This is a genomic window from Rahnella sp. AN3-3W3, from assembly GCF_003263545.1.
Classification (GTDB): Bacteria; Pseudomonadota; Gammaproteobacteria; order Enterobacterales; family Enterobacteriaceae; genus Rahnella; species Rahnella variigena.
Genome location: NZ_JYDG01000026.1, coordinates 12,352 through 28,758 on the forward strand (window position 1 = coordinate 12,352; position 16,407 = coordinate 28,758).

16 protein-coding genes and 1 other RNA gene are annotated in these 16,407 nt (G+C 49.0%); 6 read left to right on the top strand and 11 right to left on the bottom strand.

The genetic code is table 11. The annotated features are described in order from the left end of the window. Window positions 1–2 precede the first annotated feature (2 nt). The 3 genes from gatB to gatZ form a co-directional block, all read right to left on the bottom strand. Entirely contained in the window at window positions 3–287 is a 285-nt protein-coding gene (gene gatB, locus UC15_RS09230; protein ID WP_112288166.1) for a PTS galactitol transporter subunit IIB, read from the bottom strand. Between the two features lie 75 nt (window positions 288–362). Beyond that, window positions 363–845 carry a PTS galactitol transporter subunit IIA gene (gene gatA / locus UC15_RS09235; RefSeq protein WP_112288167.1) on the bottom strand — a complete coding sequence of 161 codons (483 nt, stop codon included), beginning with the start codon at window positions 843–845 and terminating at the stop codon, window positions 363–365. Further along, the gene (gene gatZ / locus UC15_RS09240) at window positions 838–2,133 is read right to left on the bottom strand and encodes a tagatose-bisphosphate aldolase subunit GatZ (RefSeq protein WP_112288168.1); all 1,296 of its coding nucleotides are present in this window, start codon (window positions 2,131–2,133) and stop codon (window positions 838–840) included. The genes gatA and gatZ overlap by 8 nt, the downstream gene beginning before the upstream one ends. Before the next feature lie 279 nt (window positions 2,134–2,412). On the opposite strand from gatZ, the gene UC15_RS09245 reads away from it, so the two are divergent. Beyond that, complete coding sequence (locus UC15_RS09245; RefSeq protein ID WP_112288169.1) at window positions 2,413–3,195, top strand: DeoR/GlpR family DNA-binding transcription regulator; 783 nt, start codon at window positions 2,413–2,415, stop codon at window positions 3,193–3,195. Window positions 3,196–3,599: 404 nt separating this feature from the next. Here UC15_RS09245 and UC15_RS09255 read toward each other — a convergent pair whose 3' ends face one another. The 3 genes from UC15_RS09255 to smpB form a co-directional block, all read right to left on the bottom strand. Continuing rightward, window positions 3,600–6,065, bottom strand: coding sequence for a glycosyl hydrolase family 18 protein (locus tag UC15_RS09255; RefSeq protein WP_112288170.1), 2,466 nt, complete (start codon window positions 6,063–6,065; stop codon window positions 3,600–3,602). A gap of 825 nt (window positions 6,066–6,890) precedes the next feature. Then, window positions 6,891–7,254, bottom strand: a transfer-messenger RNA (tmRNA) gene (gene ssrA, locus UC15_RS09260). A gap of 49 nt (window positions 7,255–7,303) precedes the next feature. Continuing rightward, a complete protein-coding gene (smpB, locus tag UC15_RS09265) occupies window positions 7,304–7,786 on the bottom strand; it encodes an SsrA-binding protein SmpB (protein ID WP_112288217.1) in 483 nt (160 codons plus the stop codon). A 156-nt stretch (window positions 7,787–7,942) separates the two neighbouring features. Here smpB and UC15_RS09270 point away from each other — a divergent pair, with 156 nt between their 5' ends. Both UC15_RS09270 and UC15_RS09275 read left to right on the top strand, forming a co-directional pair. After that, window positions 7,943–8,377 (top strand): type II toxin-antitoxin system RatA family toxin, encoded by a 435-nt coding sequence (locus UC15_RS09270; RefSeq protein WP_013576738.1) that lies wholly within the window; start codon window positions 7,943–7,945, stop codon window positions 8,375–8,377. Next, window positions 8,370–8,654 (top strand): RnfH family protein, encoded by a 285-nt coding sequence (locus UC15_RS09275; RefSeq protein WP_112288171.1) that lies wholly within the window; start codon window positions 8,370–8,372, stop codon window positions 8,652–8,654. The genes UC15_RS09270 and UC15_RS09275 overlap by 8 nt, the downstream gene beginning before the upstream one ends. Before the next feature lie 77 nt (window positions 8,655–8,731). Here the strand turns inward: UC15_RS09275 and bamE are convergent, their stop codons facing one another. From bamE to nadK, 3 genes are all read right to left on the bottom strand, one after another. Next, window positions 8,732–9,076, bottom strand: a complete 345-nt coding sequence (bamE, locus tag UC15_RS09280; RefSeq protein ID WP_112288172.1) for an outer membrane protein assembly factor BamE — start codon at window positions 9,074–9,076, stop codon at window positions 8,732–8,734. Between the two features lie 112 nt (window positions 9,077–9,188). Further along, complete coding sequence (gene recN, locus UC15_RS09285) at window positions 9,189–10,850, bottom strand: DNA repair protein RecN (RefSeq protein ID WP_198659690.1); 1,662 nt, start codon at window positions 10,848–10,850, stop codon at window positions 9,189–9,191. Window positions 10,851–10,946: 96 nt separating this feature from the next. Beyond that, complete coding sequence (gene nadK, locus UC15_RS09290; RefSeq protein ID WP_112288174.1) at window positions 10,947–11,825, bottom strand: NAD(+) kinase; 879 nt, start codon at window positions 11,823–11,825, stop codon at window positions 10,947–10,949. 137 nt (window positions 11,826–11,962) lie between these two features. On the opposite strand from nadK, the gene grpE reads away from it, so the two are divergent. Beyond that, window positions 11,963–12,550, top strand: coding sequence for a nucleotide exchange factor GrpE (gene grpE / locus UC15_RS09295; RefSeq protein WP_112288175.1), 588 nt, complete (start codon window positions 11,963–11,965; stop codon window positions 12,548–12,550). 77 nt (window positions 12,551–12,627) lie between these two features. Here grpE and ung read toward each other — a convergent pair whose 3' ends face one another. Then, entirely contained in the window at window positions 12,628–13,314 is a 687-nt protein-coding gene (ung, locus tag UC15_RS09300; RefSeq protein WP_112288176.1) for a uracil-DNA glycosylase, read from the bottom strand. 337 nt (window positions 13,315–13,651) lie between these two features. Between ung and grcA the strand changes: the two genes are divergently transcribed. Beyond that, entirely contained in the window at window positions 13,652–14,035 is a 384-nt protein-coding gene (gene grcA, locus UC15_RS09305) for an autonomous glycyl radical cofactor GrcA (protein ID WP_112288177.1), read from the top strand. Between the two features lie 90 nt (window positions 14,036–14,125). Here the strand turns inward: grcA and srmB are convergent, their stop codons facing one another. Further along, the gene (gene srmB / locus UC15_RS09310; RefSeq protein WP_112288178.1) at window positions 14,126–15,451 is read right to left on the bottom strand and encodes an ATP-dependent RNA helicase SrmB; all 1,326 of its coding nucleotides are present in this window, start codon (window positions 15,449–15,451) and stop codon (window positions 14,126–14,128) included. A 243-nt stretch (window positions 15,452–15,694) separates the two neighbouring features. Between srmB and UC15_RS09315 the strand changes: the two genes are divergently transcribed. Continuing rightward, the gene (locus UC15_RS09315) at window positions 15,695–16,354 is read left to right on the top strand and encodes a tRNA1(Val) (adenine(37)-N6)-methyltransferase (RefSeq protein ID WP_198659692.1); all 660 of its coding nucleotides are present in this window, start codon (window positions 15,695–15,697) and stop codon (window positions 16,352–16,354) included. Window positions 16,355–16,407 lie beyond the last annotated feature (53 nt).

Here is a 16,407-nt window from a genome sequence, read left to right on the forward strand (position 1 = left end):
GCTTACTCCTGTAACAGGGTCAGTATTTGCTGGCGCAACGTATCCATGCCTACACCTGAGATAAACGGCATCCCGTGAACGACCGGAATGCTGCCGAATGTGCGGTCGACTTTGGCGGTGGTGCAAATCAGATGAGCACCTTCCATATAGGTTTCGATCTCCGTTACGCGACACTGCACGAGATCCACTTGTATGCCATGTGCTTCACACAGTTCTTTGATTTCTTCTGCTGCCAGCGTAGAGGTGGCAACAGCTCCGCCACAGGCGACTATAATTTTTCGCTTCACGGTAAAACTCCTCAATAGGTTGTTTTTGATATTATTTTTTTAGGTAAGACGTCGGTTTTAATGCTGAGAATGCGCTCAGATGCACGCTTCGGAACGCTTCTCCGGTGATGAGATAAAAATGCGACTTTTAAACAGCGCGGAAAGCTGCTCTTCAGGCGCCGTCAGCAAGCTTTCGCAAAAAACGGGATCTTGTAACTGGCTGAATAACTTGCGTAATAATTTCAGCTGTTCTGCCGGATGAGTGACTATCAGGGCAATAATCAGTGAGGCCGGAATGGTTCCGTCGTCATCTGCCTGAAAAAATTCCACTGCTGTTTCGGGCCTGATGAGATAAATCGCCGGACAGCGGGCATGTGTCGCTTCACAATGGGGAATGGCGACGGCATGGTGCTCTAACTGGATGCCTGTTGGGAATTCAGCTTCGCGGTTTACCAGCGCTTGCGGATACGTCGTTTCCACTACGCCTTCCTGCACCATACGTTCACCGATGTGCATAAGCGCCTCGTGATGATCCGCAAAACTGATGCCGGTTTTGACGAAAACCTCGCAGTTATGCATGGCAGGCTCCTTCCTTAAGGGGTTGCGCAGGAGTGCAGCCGAAATGGTAAGCGCGTAAAACATCCTGGATTTTATCGATGATAAGTTCGTGCGGATCGCTGGCGAGTTCGCCTTTCATCACCCTTTCAAACTGAGCGGGAAGGTACTGACTCAGTAAGCCCAGAGGGATTGCCACTGATTGCAGGTTGGTGATTAAGACTTCCATCGCCCGGTTAATACGGGTGTGAGGCCAGTAATAGCGAATGCGATCGGACAGGCTGAAATGCAGGTCGATGAGCGAGAGGCTGAATGTCGAATGGTAATATTTTTTCCAGTAACCGGGCTCATCCAGCATAACGCTATCAATAACCGTCAGGATCTGGCTGCGGGACTCGGGCGCAATCAGTACCTGTTCAATGTTTGCCAGCGCGAAAACGGCTTCCCGTAAGGCAAAAGTCAACGCCGGCCCCACTTTCAGGATGGCGAAGTGATCGTTCACCAGGCTGCGGTAGGAATCACGGGTCTGGTAATCGGTAGAATGTGCCTCGTAAATTAGCGGAGTTGTCGCAATATACGCGGACAGATCCCGGGCGAGTTCCGGCTGGTAGTGGATTACACGGCTGTGATCGAATTCCACGCCGGGCTGGACCACGACGGCGATAATCCTGTTTATTGCATCATTCAGCCCAAGCTCACTAAATGCCTGATGGTGCATGTCGAGTGTGGCTTTGGCATCTGCGGCTTTCGTGACATGAACATGCTCAATGGAGGAAGACTCACCGCCGGGCACAGGAACTTCTGTACCAATGACATAGGTCAGCTGCTTTTTCTGCTGTGGAGTGGCTACCCTTTCTGCGACCTGACATAAACGCGCAGCGCGTTGAGCCACAACGAGGGGAGCCAGAGGGACAGGATCATCTGCGCATGACATAGACGCATCAAGATGAATTTTGCTGAACCCCGCTTCGACATAGCGGGCAATCAGCACTTCGGCTTTTGCCATCGCACTTTCAGCGCTTTCGTTCTGCCAGCAGTTTGGTCCCAGATGATCCCCACCTAAAATCAAACGATGCATCGGGAACCCCATATTTTCTGCAATCGCGAGAACGAAATCTCGAAAGTCCATCGGCAGCATCCCGGTGTATCCGCCAAATTGATTGACCTGGTTTGAGGTAGCTTCGATCAGCACTTTGCGGTCTGTATGCAGGTCTTCGCGTAACGCCGCTTCAATCACCAGAGGATGTGCAGAGCACACTGAGCAAATCCCAATTCTTTCGCTTGTCTTGTGTTTAGCAATAATGTCTTTCATTTTCTGCCTCCGTTTGTTTCCGAAGAGGATCGTACCTTTGCGAAAGGCAAACAATAGCATTTTCCGCATTATGTGATGGTGATCGAAATGTTTCGTAAGCATACTGCATTCGTTTTCTTTCGTTTTCAGCGGTGTCTCGGGAAATTCGAAGATAAAGTCTGAGAATGCAGCCAAGACACATCGGGAGTTGCTATGATTCACAGCACAGGTAATTTTTACTCCTCATTGAGGGGTCTTTTGTTTACACTGTGGAGAATATGACCTTTCGGATTACTCATAATGAATACTTATGAACGTCGCCATAAAATCATTGAGTTAGTGAATGAAAATGGCAGTGTTTTAGTGGCTGATCTTTCGAGTGCTTTCGAAGTTTCAGAAGTGACCATTCGTTCGGATTTGAGTCTGCTGGAACAAAAAGGCGCACTTAGCCGTTTTCATGGTGGTGCGGCAAGATGGACGGCGAAGAACGCTTCCGGCCACGACAAACAGCCGGGGGAATTGGTACTGGAAGAGCGCTACCTTCAGGCCAGCGATCCCAAAAAACGTATCGCGCAGGCGGCGGCTGGCATGGTTAAGCCCGGCGATACCGTGATCCTCGATAGTGGTAGCACCACGATGTTACTGGCCGAGGAGTTAGTAAAATCAGGGGACATCACGGTTATCACCAATAATCTTCCTGCTGCTTTTGTTTTGTCTGAAAATCCAGACATTACACTGGTGGTTTGCGGCGGAACGTTGCGGCATAAAACCCGCTCCTTACATGGCAATATCACGGAATATGCGTTGCAGGGTATCGTCGCTAACCTGATGTTTGTCGGCGCTGATGGTCTTGATGCGGCTACCGGAATTACTACCTTTAATGAAGGCTACAGCATCAGCGGAATTATGGCCGAGGCCGCTCAGCATGTGGTGGTCGTCACTGATTCCACTAAATTTGGACGACGCGGATATAACCTGGTGCTGCCTATGGAAAAAATTGACACCATCATTACTGACGCGGGTATCAGCAATAATGTGCTGCAGGCGCTTCAGCAAACGTCGACAGAGATTATTGTTGTTTAATCTTTATCCGGTTTCTGACTTCAACCTGTGCTGACTTTATGGCTGCTGATGACTAAAAGATACGGGCACAACTGAGGATTGCGCAGACGCGCGAGGAAGATTTTAGCTTTTTCAGTAACAGCACTTGATAAGTGGAATCGGTATTCAAAAAGTTGGCCGCAGAGCAAGATGCCTGCGGCGACGGGAAAGCAATCAGGATTTTTTGTTATAGACTTCAAAGGTGAAGTATTTCTTTTCCAGCGTCTGATAAGTGCCGTTTTTGTGGATTTCTGCTGCAGCGGCATTAGTCACGGTGACATTAATAGCTAACAGGCAAAAAAAATCGCCTTTACCCGCGGGGATAAAGGCGATTTAAGCTTTACCTTTGACTTAATATGACATTGTCAAAAGCCGTTCATTGAAGATTAATTGGCTTTAAAGATCTGTATTGATGAGATTTGCTCGTCTAACCTGAATGAATACATATCAGGCACATCTTCTCCACCTTTAATCTCAATTTTTTTACCCGAGTAATTTTCATGCACATAAACTCGGGCAACCCAGCCGGGTGTGACTTTTATTGAGGACAGCACATCGTTAAAGCCATGCGTGACAAGCTTAGGTATATTCCCCTCGACAGAAATAGATGAGCCAGTGTAATTAGCATTTGTATACAGCACAGCCTTCACTTCTTTAACTGGTTGCGGTTCTGGCTCAACACTGGGGATGACTTTTAATGAGGAAACTTTGTCATTAGATTTTAGTGAGTTAAGGTCTGTAATATTTTGACCTGACGTCACATCAACATAATCCCCTCCAAAGTTGCGTCCAGCATAAAGTCGAACGGTATAACCTTCAGCAACCTTTATCGATGACATTGCGTCATTGAAATTAAGATCATCGCCGAGCCATTCCATATCGCCGACAATGTTTAAGGAGGTATTCCGATAGCCGGTATCTTTATAAGCAATTGCTTTAATCAGCTCAACAGAGGAAACTTTATCATTGAAGCCGCTGACTAGCGCCGTTGCATCCGCAGTATAAGTCACCTTATCTCCGCTAAAACGACATTCCTTGTATAAATTTGCCCCCAAAGAACCTTTCCCAAGTGATATGGACGAGGTTTCATCATTGGACTTTCTACCGTTTTTCATCGTGTGGTCGACTAAGCATTCAATGTCCTCGTTGACTTCCAGACTATCGCCACCCATAGCAGTGTTCTGGAACAGCGTTACATTCGCAGAGGAAACAGGCGTTGGATCCGGCTCAGGTTGCGGCTCCGGCTGCGGCTCAGGCTGCGGATCTGGATCAGGCTGTGGCGTTGAAGCTGTCAGGATATCATCGACGATATGGCCCAGTTCATGTTCAGGCGTATCGCCGCTGATGTCCCAAAGGATCGCGCCACCAAAGCCTTGCTCGTTGATATAGTCGACTTTTTCGCGAATAGACTGCGGATCGTCATAGGTCAGGAACTCTTGCGTAGTTTCGCTGTAGAGATACGGAACGTGTGATTCAGAATCCCAGTAGCGCGTGTATTCGCCAGTGTTCAGTTTTTGTTTCAGCACATACCACGGGTTGGTACCGGTGAAATCTTTCGCGTCGTCCCATGCACCTTTGACAGTCGCTGCACCGGTGTTAAACATGCCCGGTAAACCAGGAATCAGCTCCGTTCCAGGAACATGGCCCCAGCCACGACCGTAGTAAGGGATCCCCATCATCAGCTTGGCTTTTGGTACTTGCCAGGTTTCGACGTAAGCATTCATAGTGTCGGCTACGTTCAGGTCTTTATCTTCATCATGGCTGTTTTCATACAGCGGTGCGTTATGACCGGTTAGTGGATCAAAAGCACCGTGGATGTCATACGCCATCACGTTTACGCTATCCAGCAACGGTGCGGTCACAGCCGGGTTGATGTATTGAATGTTGTTGTGGTTGGTGGTGACTGCCGCAGAAAGTTGATAGTACTTATCATCCTTCAGACCTTGTGCATCCAGCTTGCTGCGCAGGGACTGGATAAGCTTGGTGAACTGGGCTTTTTCAGCTTCGGTGTCCGGGTATTCCCAGTCAATATCGAGGCCGTCGAAATTCCACTGCGCCATATAGCTGACCATGCTGTTGGCCAGTTTCTCAAGACCTGCATCTGTGGCGGTTGCGTTTTCGAAGACACCTTCCTGAGAGTTATTCCAGCCACCGACTGAAATCATATGCGCCACGTTGGCCGCTTCAGTGCGTTTATCCAGGTCTTTGATCAGGCCCGGAGCTTTGTCGGTGTCATGCATGGTCACTACACCATTTTTCACCACAGCAAAACCGTAGTTCAGATGGGTCAGGCCAGAGTAGTCAACTTTATCCGGGGTAAAGAAGTTATGTGCTTCATACACACCCCATTCCGGGAAGTAGCCAATCACTTTACGCTCAGCAGCTACGCGAGCCTTTTCACGGGTCTGCAGATCGATTGCGTTCTGGCCGGTATAAGGGGTGAACTGGAAGGTGGCGTAAGGCTTGATATTAATCGCATCGCCGGATTTCCAAACCGGATCGGTGCTCGGGCTGATGCCCTGATCAACCCACCATTGTGCAGTCCAGTAATATCCGAGGAAGCGTACGGTATCGCCGCCTTTATAGGTGCGGTTCGGGTCGTAGTCTTCGGAGATAATAGCCAGTTCTTGTTTCGGCGCGACTTCGGCTAAAACAGTACCAGGGAAGTTGTTTTGCGATGCGTTGGTATACGCAGTCCAGGTGTGACCACCATCTTTGGTGATCATCATCGAGTAATCGAGGCCTGAGAAGGTGTTAGTCTCGTCATTTCCCGCCACAGTGGCAGCTGACGAAATTATTGGGAATCCAATAGCAGAAAACAGGATTGCCGCAGTTAATTTATTTAAGCGCATAAATAGCTTCCAAATTTGTCCATAAACTCGTTATTAACGAGGGATGCAAAAAAAAACACGCGCCTTTATATCATTTACATTGTTTGCATAGTATTTAATTATATATTAAGAACGAATAAATCAAACTTACCCATATGTATTTAAACAATAAAGATATTCCCATCATTTAAATGAATGTTATCGTTGCCAATTATAATTAAATGTTATTATTGATAAAAGCTGCAGAAACTGAGTTCACTATCAGCTTCTTAGGATGCCAAAGACTGACTCCTCAAGGGCCCTGAACTTGGCAGTAGTGAGTCAAAACGGGGCGATTTTGGGGTTCACCAATCATAAATTGTGGATCGGAAAAGACCCGTTTTGAGCGAGGTAGCGGGTAAGCGTAAAACTTTACCATTAAACGATGTCATAGCTATTTCTCTTGAATAATATTGGTTTGGATGCAGGAGGATTGGGTATGTGGTCGTTTTTAAAATTATTTGTGTCTTATTGTTTTTATAATGAAAGCCATAGAACTTCACTTGTTTGTTTTAATTTAAATGAGTCTTAAAAATACTTACTATTTTTTATTAAAAGCTTCGACGATGTACCTGGAACCCTACCATATTGGGTACAAAATACGCGATGGGAATCAGTGAAGTCGATGCAGGACTACGAAAACCTGACATACAATTTTTATTGGAAAGCTCAATGATGAATTCACATCGGTGGCTCTTTTTCAGAGGTCCTGGGAAAAATTAAAGATACAAAAAAGCCCGCAGGGCTTACGCCTTGCGGGCTTCCAGGACTTCGTTGGATGGCTCTGGTAACCATCAACCAAGAATTTGGTGGAGCTGGGGGGATTTGAACCCCCGTCCGAAATTACTACACCGTCGGCACTACATGCTTAGTCCAATCTTTACATTCGCCGGTTAGCTGCGGATGGACACGCCACTAACAAACTATCCTGATTGGGTTTAACGCTTTCACCCCAGGCAAGGTGTCCACGCGATCTCTTTTGGGTTTGACCTCTCTTGATCCCCGTCCTAAGAGCGGAGGCTAGGGAGAGAGGGCTCTAAGCAGGGTATTAAGCTGCTAGGGCGTAGTTTTCGTCGTTTGCGACTATTTTTTTGCGGCTTTTTACGAGGCAAACCGCCCCTCGGCATGCTCCTTGGGCTTCGCAAATCCCGTCGAATCCAGAATCAGCCCCAAGTACTGTTACGCAGTATACCAGAAAAAGAACACGCTAAGCCAGAGACTTAGCGGTTTGAGTTCTTCATGATACGTGCTTTGTCTACTTTCCATTCACGATCTTTAATGTCATCGCGCTTGTCGTGCTCTTTCTTACCTTTAGCCAGACCGATCTTCACTTTTGACCAGGCATTTTTCCAGTACAAGGAAAGCGCCACGACGGTGTAACCATCACGACTGACTTTTCCGAAAAGCGTTTCTAATTCTCGCTTCTTCAGCAGTAATTTTCTCGTACGGGTAGGGTCGCAGACGATATGACTCGACGCCACGTTAAGAGGTTGAATGGTTGCGCCAAATAAATAGGCTTCACCGTCGCGGAATGTGACATAGCTGTCAGAGATGTTTGCTTTACCAGCGCGCATCGATTTGACTTCCCATCCCTGCAAAGCAAGCCCCGCCTCGATTTCATCTTCAATGAAATATTCATGGCGAGCGCGTTTGTTCATCGCGATAGTCGCGGAACCGGGTTTATGTGCTTTTTTCTTTGTCATAGTGATACTTATTATACTGTAAGCGATGCCGATTGAAATCCCCACGCTGTCAGAGTGGGGTGTTTTTCCTGTTTGTGGCGAGCTGTGCTTCGTAGTTTTTATTACCGCGCGGATAAATGGTATTATCTGTACGTTTTATGACACCTGGAAAATGATATGCCACAGATAAGTCGTTCTGCGCTTGTACCCTTCAGCGTGGAGCAGATGTACACCCTGGTTAATGATGTCGATGCTTATCCGCAGTTTCTGCCCGGTTGTACCGGCAGCCGCATTTTAGAAAACAGCGATACGTCCATGACCGCCGCCGTTGATGTTTCGAAAGCGGGCATCAGTAAGACTTTTACAACCAAAAATACGTTAATCAGCAATAAGCGCATTGATATGCAGCTGGTGGATGGTCCTTTCCGGAAACTGACTGGAGGATGGGATTTCATCGAACTTAGCCCCGACGCATGTAAAGTTCAGCTTAGCCTTGATTTCGAATTTACCAATAAATTGATTGAGTTAGCGTTCGGAAAAATCTTTAAAGAACTGGCAGGCAGTATGGTTCAGGCATTCACGCTGCGCGCAAAAGAGGTTTACAGTGTCTGAGATCCGCGTTGAAGTCGTCTATGCACTGCCGGAACGTCAGTACCTGCGCACGGTGAAACTGGAAGAAGGGAGCAGCGTAGAGCAGGCGGTCAATGCTTCCGGTTTGCTTGAGTTACGCAGTGATATAGATTTAAAGCAGAACAAACTGGGTATCTACAGCCGCCCGGTAAAGCTTGCCGATACGGTGAGTGACGGAGATCGTATTGAGATTTATCGGCCATTAATTGCTGACCCGAAAGAGTTACGGCGGATTCGCGCCGAACGTTCTAAAAAATAAGGCGCCACAGGCGCCTTATTTTTTTACCCTGAAAGATGATTTTTGGTAGTTACCAGAGACCATCACACCGGGGCGATTTATTTTTGATCGCTCAACTTCGGTTTGTTGTCGATATTGGTCAGTTCACCCGCTTGGTTGAAGGTCAGCGTCAATGTTTGCTGTGTTACACCTTCGTGGCCTGGCTCCTGACGGAACACGTAGAACCAAACATCACTGCCAAACGGGTCGTGCAGCATCGGCGTGCCAAGAACATAAGCAACTTGTTGTTTAGTCATACCGGTATGAATTTTTTGAACATCCGCAGGAGATAAGTAATTCCCCTGGTTGATATCAGGCCGATAAACCACCTTTTCCAGAGTGGAACAGCCCGCAGTAAGCATTACAAGAGCTACAGCGGCGGCAGTTAGCGTTTTACAGCGCATAGTCATTACATTCCTTTAGGGCATAAGATGCCGATGATAATAGACCTTTCATCAGTTTGAAACCTTTGCGGGGCACCTGTATGACCGCTTAAATGTAAAAAAGTTGAGCTTTTTACGCAGCGAGCAGCTCTTTTGCATTGGCCAGCGTGTTTCGGGTGACTTCACTTCCGCCCAGCAGACGCGCCAGTTCCTGCAAACGCGCCTTTTTATCTAGCCGGTTCATTTGCGTTTCTGTCACTTCGCCGTCGGTTTCTTTGCTGACAAAATAATGCTGATGTCCGCAACCTGCAACCTGAGGTAAGTGAGTCACACACATAACTTGCGTGGATTCACCTAACTGGCGCAGCAACCGGCCAACAATGGCTGCCGTTGGTCCACTGATGCCAACGTCAACTTCATCGAAGATAAGCGCCGGAGTTTCCATTTTTTGCGCCGTAATAACCTGGATCGCCAGTGCAATACGGGAAAGCTCACCACCGGAGGCTACTTTGGCCAGCGCCTGAAGCGGCTGACCCGGGTTAGTGGTGACCTGGAATTCCAGACGGTCAGCCCCCTCCATGTTCAGGTGTTCTGGTTCGAACTGCACCTGAATCTTGAATTTACCGTGCGGCATGGAAAGTGCCTGCATGCTTTGCGTAATCAGATGTGTAAGTTCATCGGCGAAATACTGGCGTTTTTCATGCAGCTGTTCAGCAACCGCTACTGCCTGCTGATAATGATGCTGTACCGCTTCGCTCAGCTCTGCCTGATTGGTTTCCTGATCATCCAGTGCCTGCTGTTCTTCAAGCAACTGGCGATGCAATTCTGGCAGTTCTTCTGCGCTGACATGGTGCTTGCGTGCAAGATTCATCTGACGGGACAGGCGCTGTTCCAGTTCGTATAAGCGGTTTGGATCCATTTCCAGGCGTTCACTGTAGTGGCGCAGTTCATCGCTGGCTTCGCTGACCTGAATGGAGGCATCGTCGAGCATGACGATCAGATCGTTCATTTTGCTGTCGAGCTCAGCGAGTTCAGTCAGCTGATTACGTGCGGTATAAAGCAAACTGACAATGTTTTGCTCTTCGCCATCGGCCAGAAGATATAGCGCGCTTTGGCTCAGGGAAAGCAGCTGTCCGCTGTTTGCCAGACGTTTGTATTCTTCATCGATTTGTTCGTACTCACCGGCCTGAGGGGCGAATTCGTTCAGTTCTTTCAACTGATATTGCAACAACTGACGGCGCGATTCGCGCTCGCTGACTTGCTGCTGATATTGCGCCAGCTGACGACAGCTCTGATGCCAGTTTTGGTAAGCTTTGCGCATTTCAGCCAACAGCAGGGGCTGATCGGCATAAGCATCGAGCAGATCTTTCTGATGCTCAGGCTTGAGTAAAAGCTGATGGGCGTGTTGTCCGTGAATTTGGATCAGATGCTGACCCAGCTCGCGAAGCTGTGACAAAGGCACGGGCGTGCCGTTAATGAAACCGCGGGAACGGCCGTCGCTGCTGATGGTACGGCGCAGCAGGCAATCCTGCCCTTCGTCGAGCTGGTTTTCTGCCAGCCAGTGTTTTGCAGAAGGTGTATCAGCCAGAGTGAAGCGGGCGCAGATATCGGCACGACTCGCACCCAGGCGCACCATGCTGCCATCTGCGCGACTGCCAAGGCAAAGCCCGAGCGCATCAATAGCGATGGACTTACCGGCACCGGTTTCACCGGTGATTGCCGTCATACCGGCATGAAAATCGATTTCTAATTCGCGGACAATGGCAAAGTTACTGATAGTTAATTGCGCCAGCATGATCACCTTCCTGTACATAACAACAGACCTGTAATTACATACAGTATAAACTGGTTTTATATACAGTAAAGGGGCTGGCGAATTATTTTTGTCTGATCAGAAGAGTTTTTTTGACCATCCGAGTTTTGTGCTTAATGTATTGAAATAGCTGTAGTCTTTCGGGTGGATCAGATTCAGGTGGAACTCGCTACGGCGGATGACTACTTCTTCACCCGGTTGGATCGGCAGGGCAATCTGGCTGTCACAGCTGATTTCAAGGTCATTGCTCATATGTGAGAACCGCAGACAAATCGTACTGCTGCTGTTAATAACCAGCGGGCGCGCAGAAAGTGTGTGCGGGAACATCGGCACCAGCGCAATAGCTTCTAACGTCGGCGTCAGGATCGGACCGCCACCTGATAGCGAATAGGCGGTAGAGCCGGTTGGTGTCGAAATAATCAGACCGTCCGAACGTTGGGAGAAGGCGAATTTGTCGTCAATATAGACTTCAAATTCAATCATGTGTGCGACTTTTCCCGGATGAAGGACGACTTCATTGATAGCAGTGCTCACGCGACATTGCTGGTCTTTGCAGCGTACCATGGCCTCCAGCAGGAAACGTTGTTCGCTGATGTATTCGCCCTGCAGAACGTCATCGAGTTGCTGCAAAGCGTTATCCGGGTCCAGATCGGTCAGAAAACCGAGATTGCCACGGTTGATGCCGATGACTTTGATGTCATAGCGTGCCAGAACGCGTGCGGCGCCCAGCATGTTACCGTCACCGCCGACAACAACGGCCAGATCGGCCAGTTTGCCGATTTCTGCCAGACTGCCGGTCGTGGCGTTTTCAAGGGCTAAATCTTGTGCCACCTGTCGCTCAACAATGACCTGATATCCTTTTGAGATTAACCAGTGGTAAAGCATTTCATGGGTGGCAAGTGCCGAAGGATGACGAGGGTGTCCGACAATCCCAATGCACTCAAATTTTTTATTCATCGCTGTGGTTATCCTCAGCAGGGTGTGATGACCCCTGCATTATGACCGGTTTCATTAAAAACCAAACCTTGAAACCCCGGTTTTGATCCCCATAATAAGCCAAGTAGCAAGATTAATGCTAAAACGCGGAGAGATTCATGAGTAGTAAAGAACATAAGACACCTGACGAGCAAGTCTCTGAAGAACTGAATCAGGAACAAGAGCTGCAAGCGGAAGCGGAAACCCAGGCGGCAGATGTCGTTGACCCGCGCGATGAACGTATTGTTGAACTGGAAGCACAGCTGAAAGAACTCCAGCAGCGCGAGCGTGACAGCTTGCTGCGTGCGAAAGCGGAAGTGGAAAACATCCGTCGCCGCACCGAACTGGATATCGAGAAAGCGCATAAATTCGCTCTGGAGAAATTCTCCGGCGAGCTGCTGCCTGTTATCGATAATCTGGAACGTGCTCTGGATCTGGCTGATAAATCCAATTCAGAACTGGCAGGTTTGATTGAAGGCGTCGAGCTGACCCTGAAATCTCTGCTGGATGCTGTGCGTAAGTTCGGTATGGAAGTGGTGAGCGATATCCACGTGCCTTTCAATCCGGAACTGCACCAGGCGATGACGATGATGGAATCCGAAGAGCTGGAACCTAATCACGTGATGATGGTGATGCAAAAGGGTTACACGCTGAACGGCCGTCTGTTACGCCCTGCAATGGTTGCGGTTTCCAAAGCAAAAGCCTGATTCTGTGTTTAGCAGACTGATATAACGAAAGAGGCACCTTCGCGGGTGCCTCTTTTTTATGCCTGTTCAGGTCGCATTTATGCCTGTTCAGGTAATACCGGCACCCAGTCAATCGGTGCCAGACCCTGCTGTTCCAGTAAGGCATTCGCCTGTGAGAAATGTTTACATCCCAGAAAACCGCGATGTGCAGAAAGCGGAGAAGGGTGCGGCGCTTTCAAAACATGATGGCGGTTGCGGTCGATAATATTACCCTTCTTCTGCGCGTGAGAGCCCCACAGCAAAAAGACAATTCCTTCACGATTTTCGTTCAGTGCGGCAATAACTTTGTCGGTAAAGGTTTCCCAGCCTAGTTTGGCATGTGAGTGCGCCTGACCCCCTTCGACGGTCAAAACCGTGTTCAACAGCAGCACGCCCTGATCGGCCCAGCTTTGCAGATAGCCGTGAGACGGTCGTACGAAGCCGGGAATGTCGGTGGCCAGTTCTTTATATATGTTCACTAAAGAAGGCGGGGCAGGGATACCCGGACGGACAGAAAATGATAATCCGTGAGCCTGGTTGGGGCCATGGTAAGGATCCTGACCCAGGATCACCACTTTGACGTCTGCCAGTTCAGCAGAACGAAAGGCGTTGAACACATCCTGCTGTGGCGGATAAATGGTTTTGCCTGCCGCGCGTTCTGCCGCGACAAACTTCAATGTATCAACGAAATAGGGTTGTTCTTTTTCCTGACCAATCACGTCATGCCAGGTGAGAGTAGTGGACATTGACGCTCTCCTTTTGAAGGTAATTTTAAACTGGCAGTAGCTTACCTGCTCATTCTGCTGAGTGAAACCCGCACGCGCTTTTGCTGATGTTTATCTGCGACTTAACGTTCTATGCAAAATTTGTTGATAATTTACAAAAATAATTTAATCAAGCGCCTTGAGAAAATTGATATAAAACATAAATATGCCGAGGGTGAGAAATACCCACAGGGAAAAGATTGATATTTATCAAAGAATGCAGGGTGCTCTGCTGTTATATCTGACAACAGGAAAACAGGTTGTGATTCAGCCTGACATCAATCAATTAACAGTATCGTAGCCAACTTGGAGGCAACATATGATCACTGGGATCCAAATTACTAAAACCGACAACGAAGCGCTGAAAAACTCTTTCTGGCTGCTCGATGATGAAAAAGCAGAAGCTCGCTGTGTATGTGCAAAAGCGGGTTTTGCGGAAGACCAGATTGTGGCTGTCAGCGATCTTGGCAAGTTTGAATACCGTGAAGTGCCAATGGAAGTTCAGCCGACCGTGCGCGTGGAAGGTGGTCAGCACCTGAACGTTAACGTACTGCGTCGTGAAACGCTGGAAGATGCGGTTAAACATCCTGAGAAATACCCACAGCTGACTATTCGTGTGTCTGGCTATGCGGTACGTTTCAACTCACTGACTGCTGAACAGCAGCGTGACGTGATTACCCGTACTTTCACTGAAAGCCTTTAAGCGCCTCTGAGCGTTTCAGTTTTCAGGTAATAGCAGGAATAAAAAAACCGCCTTTAGGGGCGGTTTTTCTTTGCATCAAATCAGGCCTGATTAGGAGGCGTCTTTTGCTGCGTCAGGTTTAACGCGGCGCTTGCCGACGTTTTTGCTGTCACGATGGCGAACTTTCACTTTCACCTTCGATTTTTCCTGATCCGCTTTCTGCTTCTCTTTGCGTTTCGCCAGCACTTTCTTCGATGGCTTACCGGTCACTTTTTCACTAGGTGCTTTGGTCTTAGGACGGAAGCCTTCCAGCACGCGCGCTTTAAGTGGTTCATTCAGGTAACGACCGATTTTACCGAGCAGCAGATGGTCATGCGCTTCCACGAAGGAAATCGCGGTGCCTTTGCGGCCAGCACGACCGGTACGGCCGATGCGGTGCAGATAGATGTCAGCGGTCAGCGGCAGGTCAAAGTTGAAGACGTGGCTGATGTCGTTGATATCCAGACCGCGCGCGGCGATGTCGGTGGCAACCAGCACGTTAACGCGATCTTCGACCATACGTTTAACAGCTTCGGTACGTTTAACCTGTACCATTTCGCCTTCGAGATAGCAGGAGTTAATCCCGGCTTCACGCAGCCACGCGACCAGTTCATGCACACGCTCGCGCTTACGCACGAAGATCACCGATTTAGTGACGTCTTCCTGTTTCAGCAAATGGATCAGCATCTGGGTTTTATGCGCCAGATCGTCGGCACGGTAATACCATTGCAGGATCTTTTTGCGTTCGCGGCGTGACGGGTCGGCTTCGATTTCTACCGGCTCAGTCAGAATGCGTTCTGCGAATTCACGAATGGCTTCCCCTTCCAGCGTTGCGGAGAACAGCAACGTCTGTTTGCGCCAGCGTGCTTCGGCAGAAATGGTTTCGATGTCCTGCGCAAAACCCATGTCCAGCATGCGGTCGGCTTCGTCGAGGATCAGCGTCTCGATTGCGCGGCAGTCGAAGTTTTCTTCTTTAATGTATTGCAGCAAACGTCCGGTTGTCGCAACGACAATGTCCTGGTTTTCGCTGAACACTTCGGCATGGTTCATATAAGCCACGCCGCCAGTGATGGTCGCGATATCCAGTTCGGTATGTTTGGCTAACTCACGCGCCTGTTCAGCAACCTGCATAGCAAGTTCGCGGGTTGGCGTGAGGATGAGAATTCGTGGCGGACCAGATTTCTTACGCGGGAAATCCAGCAAATGCTGCAATGCAGGCAGCAGGAACGCCGCTGTTTTGCCGGTGCCGGTAGGAGCCGAACCCAACACATCGCGTCCGTCCATTGCTGGCGGAATGGCCTCTGCCTGAATGACAGTAGGACGGCTATAGCCTTTGTCGCCAAGGGCTTCAATCAGGCGTTCATCGAGTTCGAGTTCGGAAAAAGTGGTTACAGTCATGGTCTACCTCTACTTGGGGCGCCGATTATAGACGTGTTAGACGCGATCTTCACCTATTTAAGCGGTTTGCGTGGCTTTTACTCTGCTTCTCTTTGCCCTATGCTACGACAGTTTTCGTTCCCGGCCCTGCTGGCTGGCGTTATTACGGTGAAATGAGTGACAAAAGTAGTCAGTTCCGCACAGCCTTTACGGCGCAATGGTTTTACCTTTAAACAGTTTTTCGTCGCACATGACCGTTGCGCGATGAAAGTTGGCACAGACGGTGTTCTGCTGGGTGCGACTGCGCCGGTCACTCAGGCACGACGTGTTCTTGATATTGGCTGTGGCAGCGGTCTGATTGCCATGATGCTGGCACAGCGCAGCGAATCTGACACTGTTATTGATGCCGTAGAACTTGAACCTGCGGCCGCCGGACAGGCAGCTGAAAACTTCCGCGAATCAGTCTGGGCGAATAGATTGTCTGTGCATGCGCAGGATATTAATGAGTACGCGCAAAAATATCCTGCTCAGTATGATCTGATTGTCAGCAATCCTCCTTATTTTGAATCGGCCGTTGCCTGCCGCGATGAAGCCCGTAATGCTGCCCGTTACACGGAAACCCTGACACATGAGGCGCTGCTTGAATGCGCGCAGATGCTGATTGCGCCGGAAGGGCTGTTCAGCGTTGTTCTGCCCTATGACATCGGTCTGGCATTTGAAACGCTGGCTCACCATAACGGCTGGTTCAGTGCGTGGCGCATGGCCGTTCGAGACCGGCCGGGAAAACCGCTTAACCGTTTGCTGCTGACATTATCAAGGCAATTTGTTGAACGAACGGATGAGGAACTGGCATTGCGGAAATCGGAAGGCGTTTACAGCGAAGAGTTCTGCACGCTGATCACCGATTTCTATCTGAATTATTAACGGGGCAAAGGGTGAGGGGCCGAAAAGTGCGTTCCTTCGCACTCTTTCGAAAC

Coding starts and splice junctions, on each gene's coding strand:
- UC15_RS09315 (WP_198659692.1), top strand. CDS start 15,695: ATGAAAGTTGGCACAGACGGTGTTCTGCTGGGTGCGACTGCGCCGGTC.
- ung (WP_112288176.1), bottom strand. CDS start 13,314: ATGTCCACTACTCTCACCTGGCATGACGTGATTGGTCAGGAAAAAGAA.
- UC15_RS09255 (WP_112288170.1), bottom strand. CDS start 6,065: ATGCGCTTAAATAAATTAACTGCGGCAATCCTGTTTTCTGCTATTGGA.
- srmB (WP_112288178.1), bottom strand. CDS start 15,451: ATGACTGTAACCACTTTTTCCGAACTCGAACTCGATGAACGCCTGATT.
- smpB (WP_112288217.1), bottom strand. CDS start 7,786: ATGACAAAGAAAAAAGCACATAAACCCGGTTCCGCGACTATCGCGATG.
- gatZ (WP_112288168.1), bottom strand. CDS start 2,133: ATGAAAGACATTATTGCTAAACACAAGACAAGCGAAAGAATTGGGATT.
- recN (WP_198659690.1), bottom strand. CDS start 10,850: ATGCTGGCGCAATTAACTATCAGTAACTTTGCCATTGTCCGCGAATTA.
- nadK (WP_112288174.1), bottom strand. CDS start 11,825: ATGAATAAAAAATTTGAGTGCATTGGGATTGTCGGACACCCTCGTCAT.
- grpE (WP_112288175.1), top strand. CDS start 11,963: ATGAGTAGTAAAGAACATAAGACACCTGACGAGCAAGTCTCTGAAGAA.
- bamE (WP_112288172.1), bottom strand. CDS start 9,076: ATGCGCTGTAAAACGCTAACTGCCGCCGCTGTAGCTCTTGTAATGCTT.
- gatA (WP_112288167.1), bottom strand. CDS start 845: ATGCATAACTGCGAGGTTTTCGTCAAAACCGGCATCAGTTTTGCGGAT.
- grcA (WP_112288177.1), top strand. CDS start 13,652: ATGATCACTGGGATCCAAATTACTAAAACCGACAACGAAGCGCTGAAA.
- UC15_RS09270 (WP_013576738.1), top strand. CDS start 7,943: ATGCCACAGATAAGTCGTTCTGCGCTTGTACCCTTCAGCGTGGAGCAG.
- UC15_RS09245 (WP_112288169.1), top strand. CDS start 2,413: ATGAATACTTATGAACGTCGCCATAAAATCATTGAGTTAGTGAATGAA.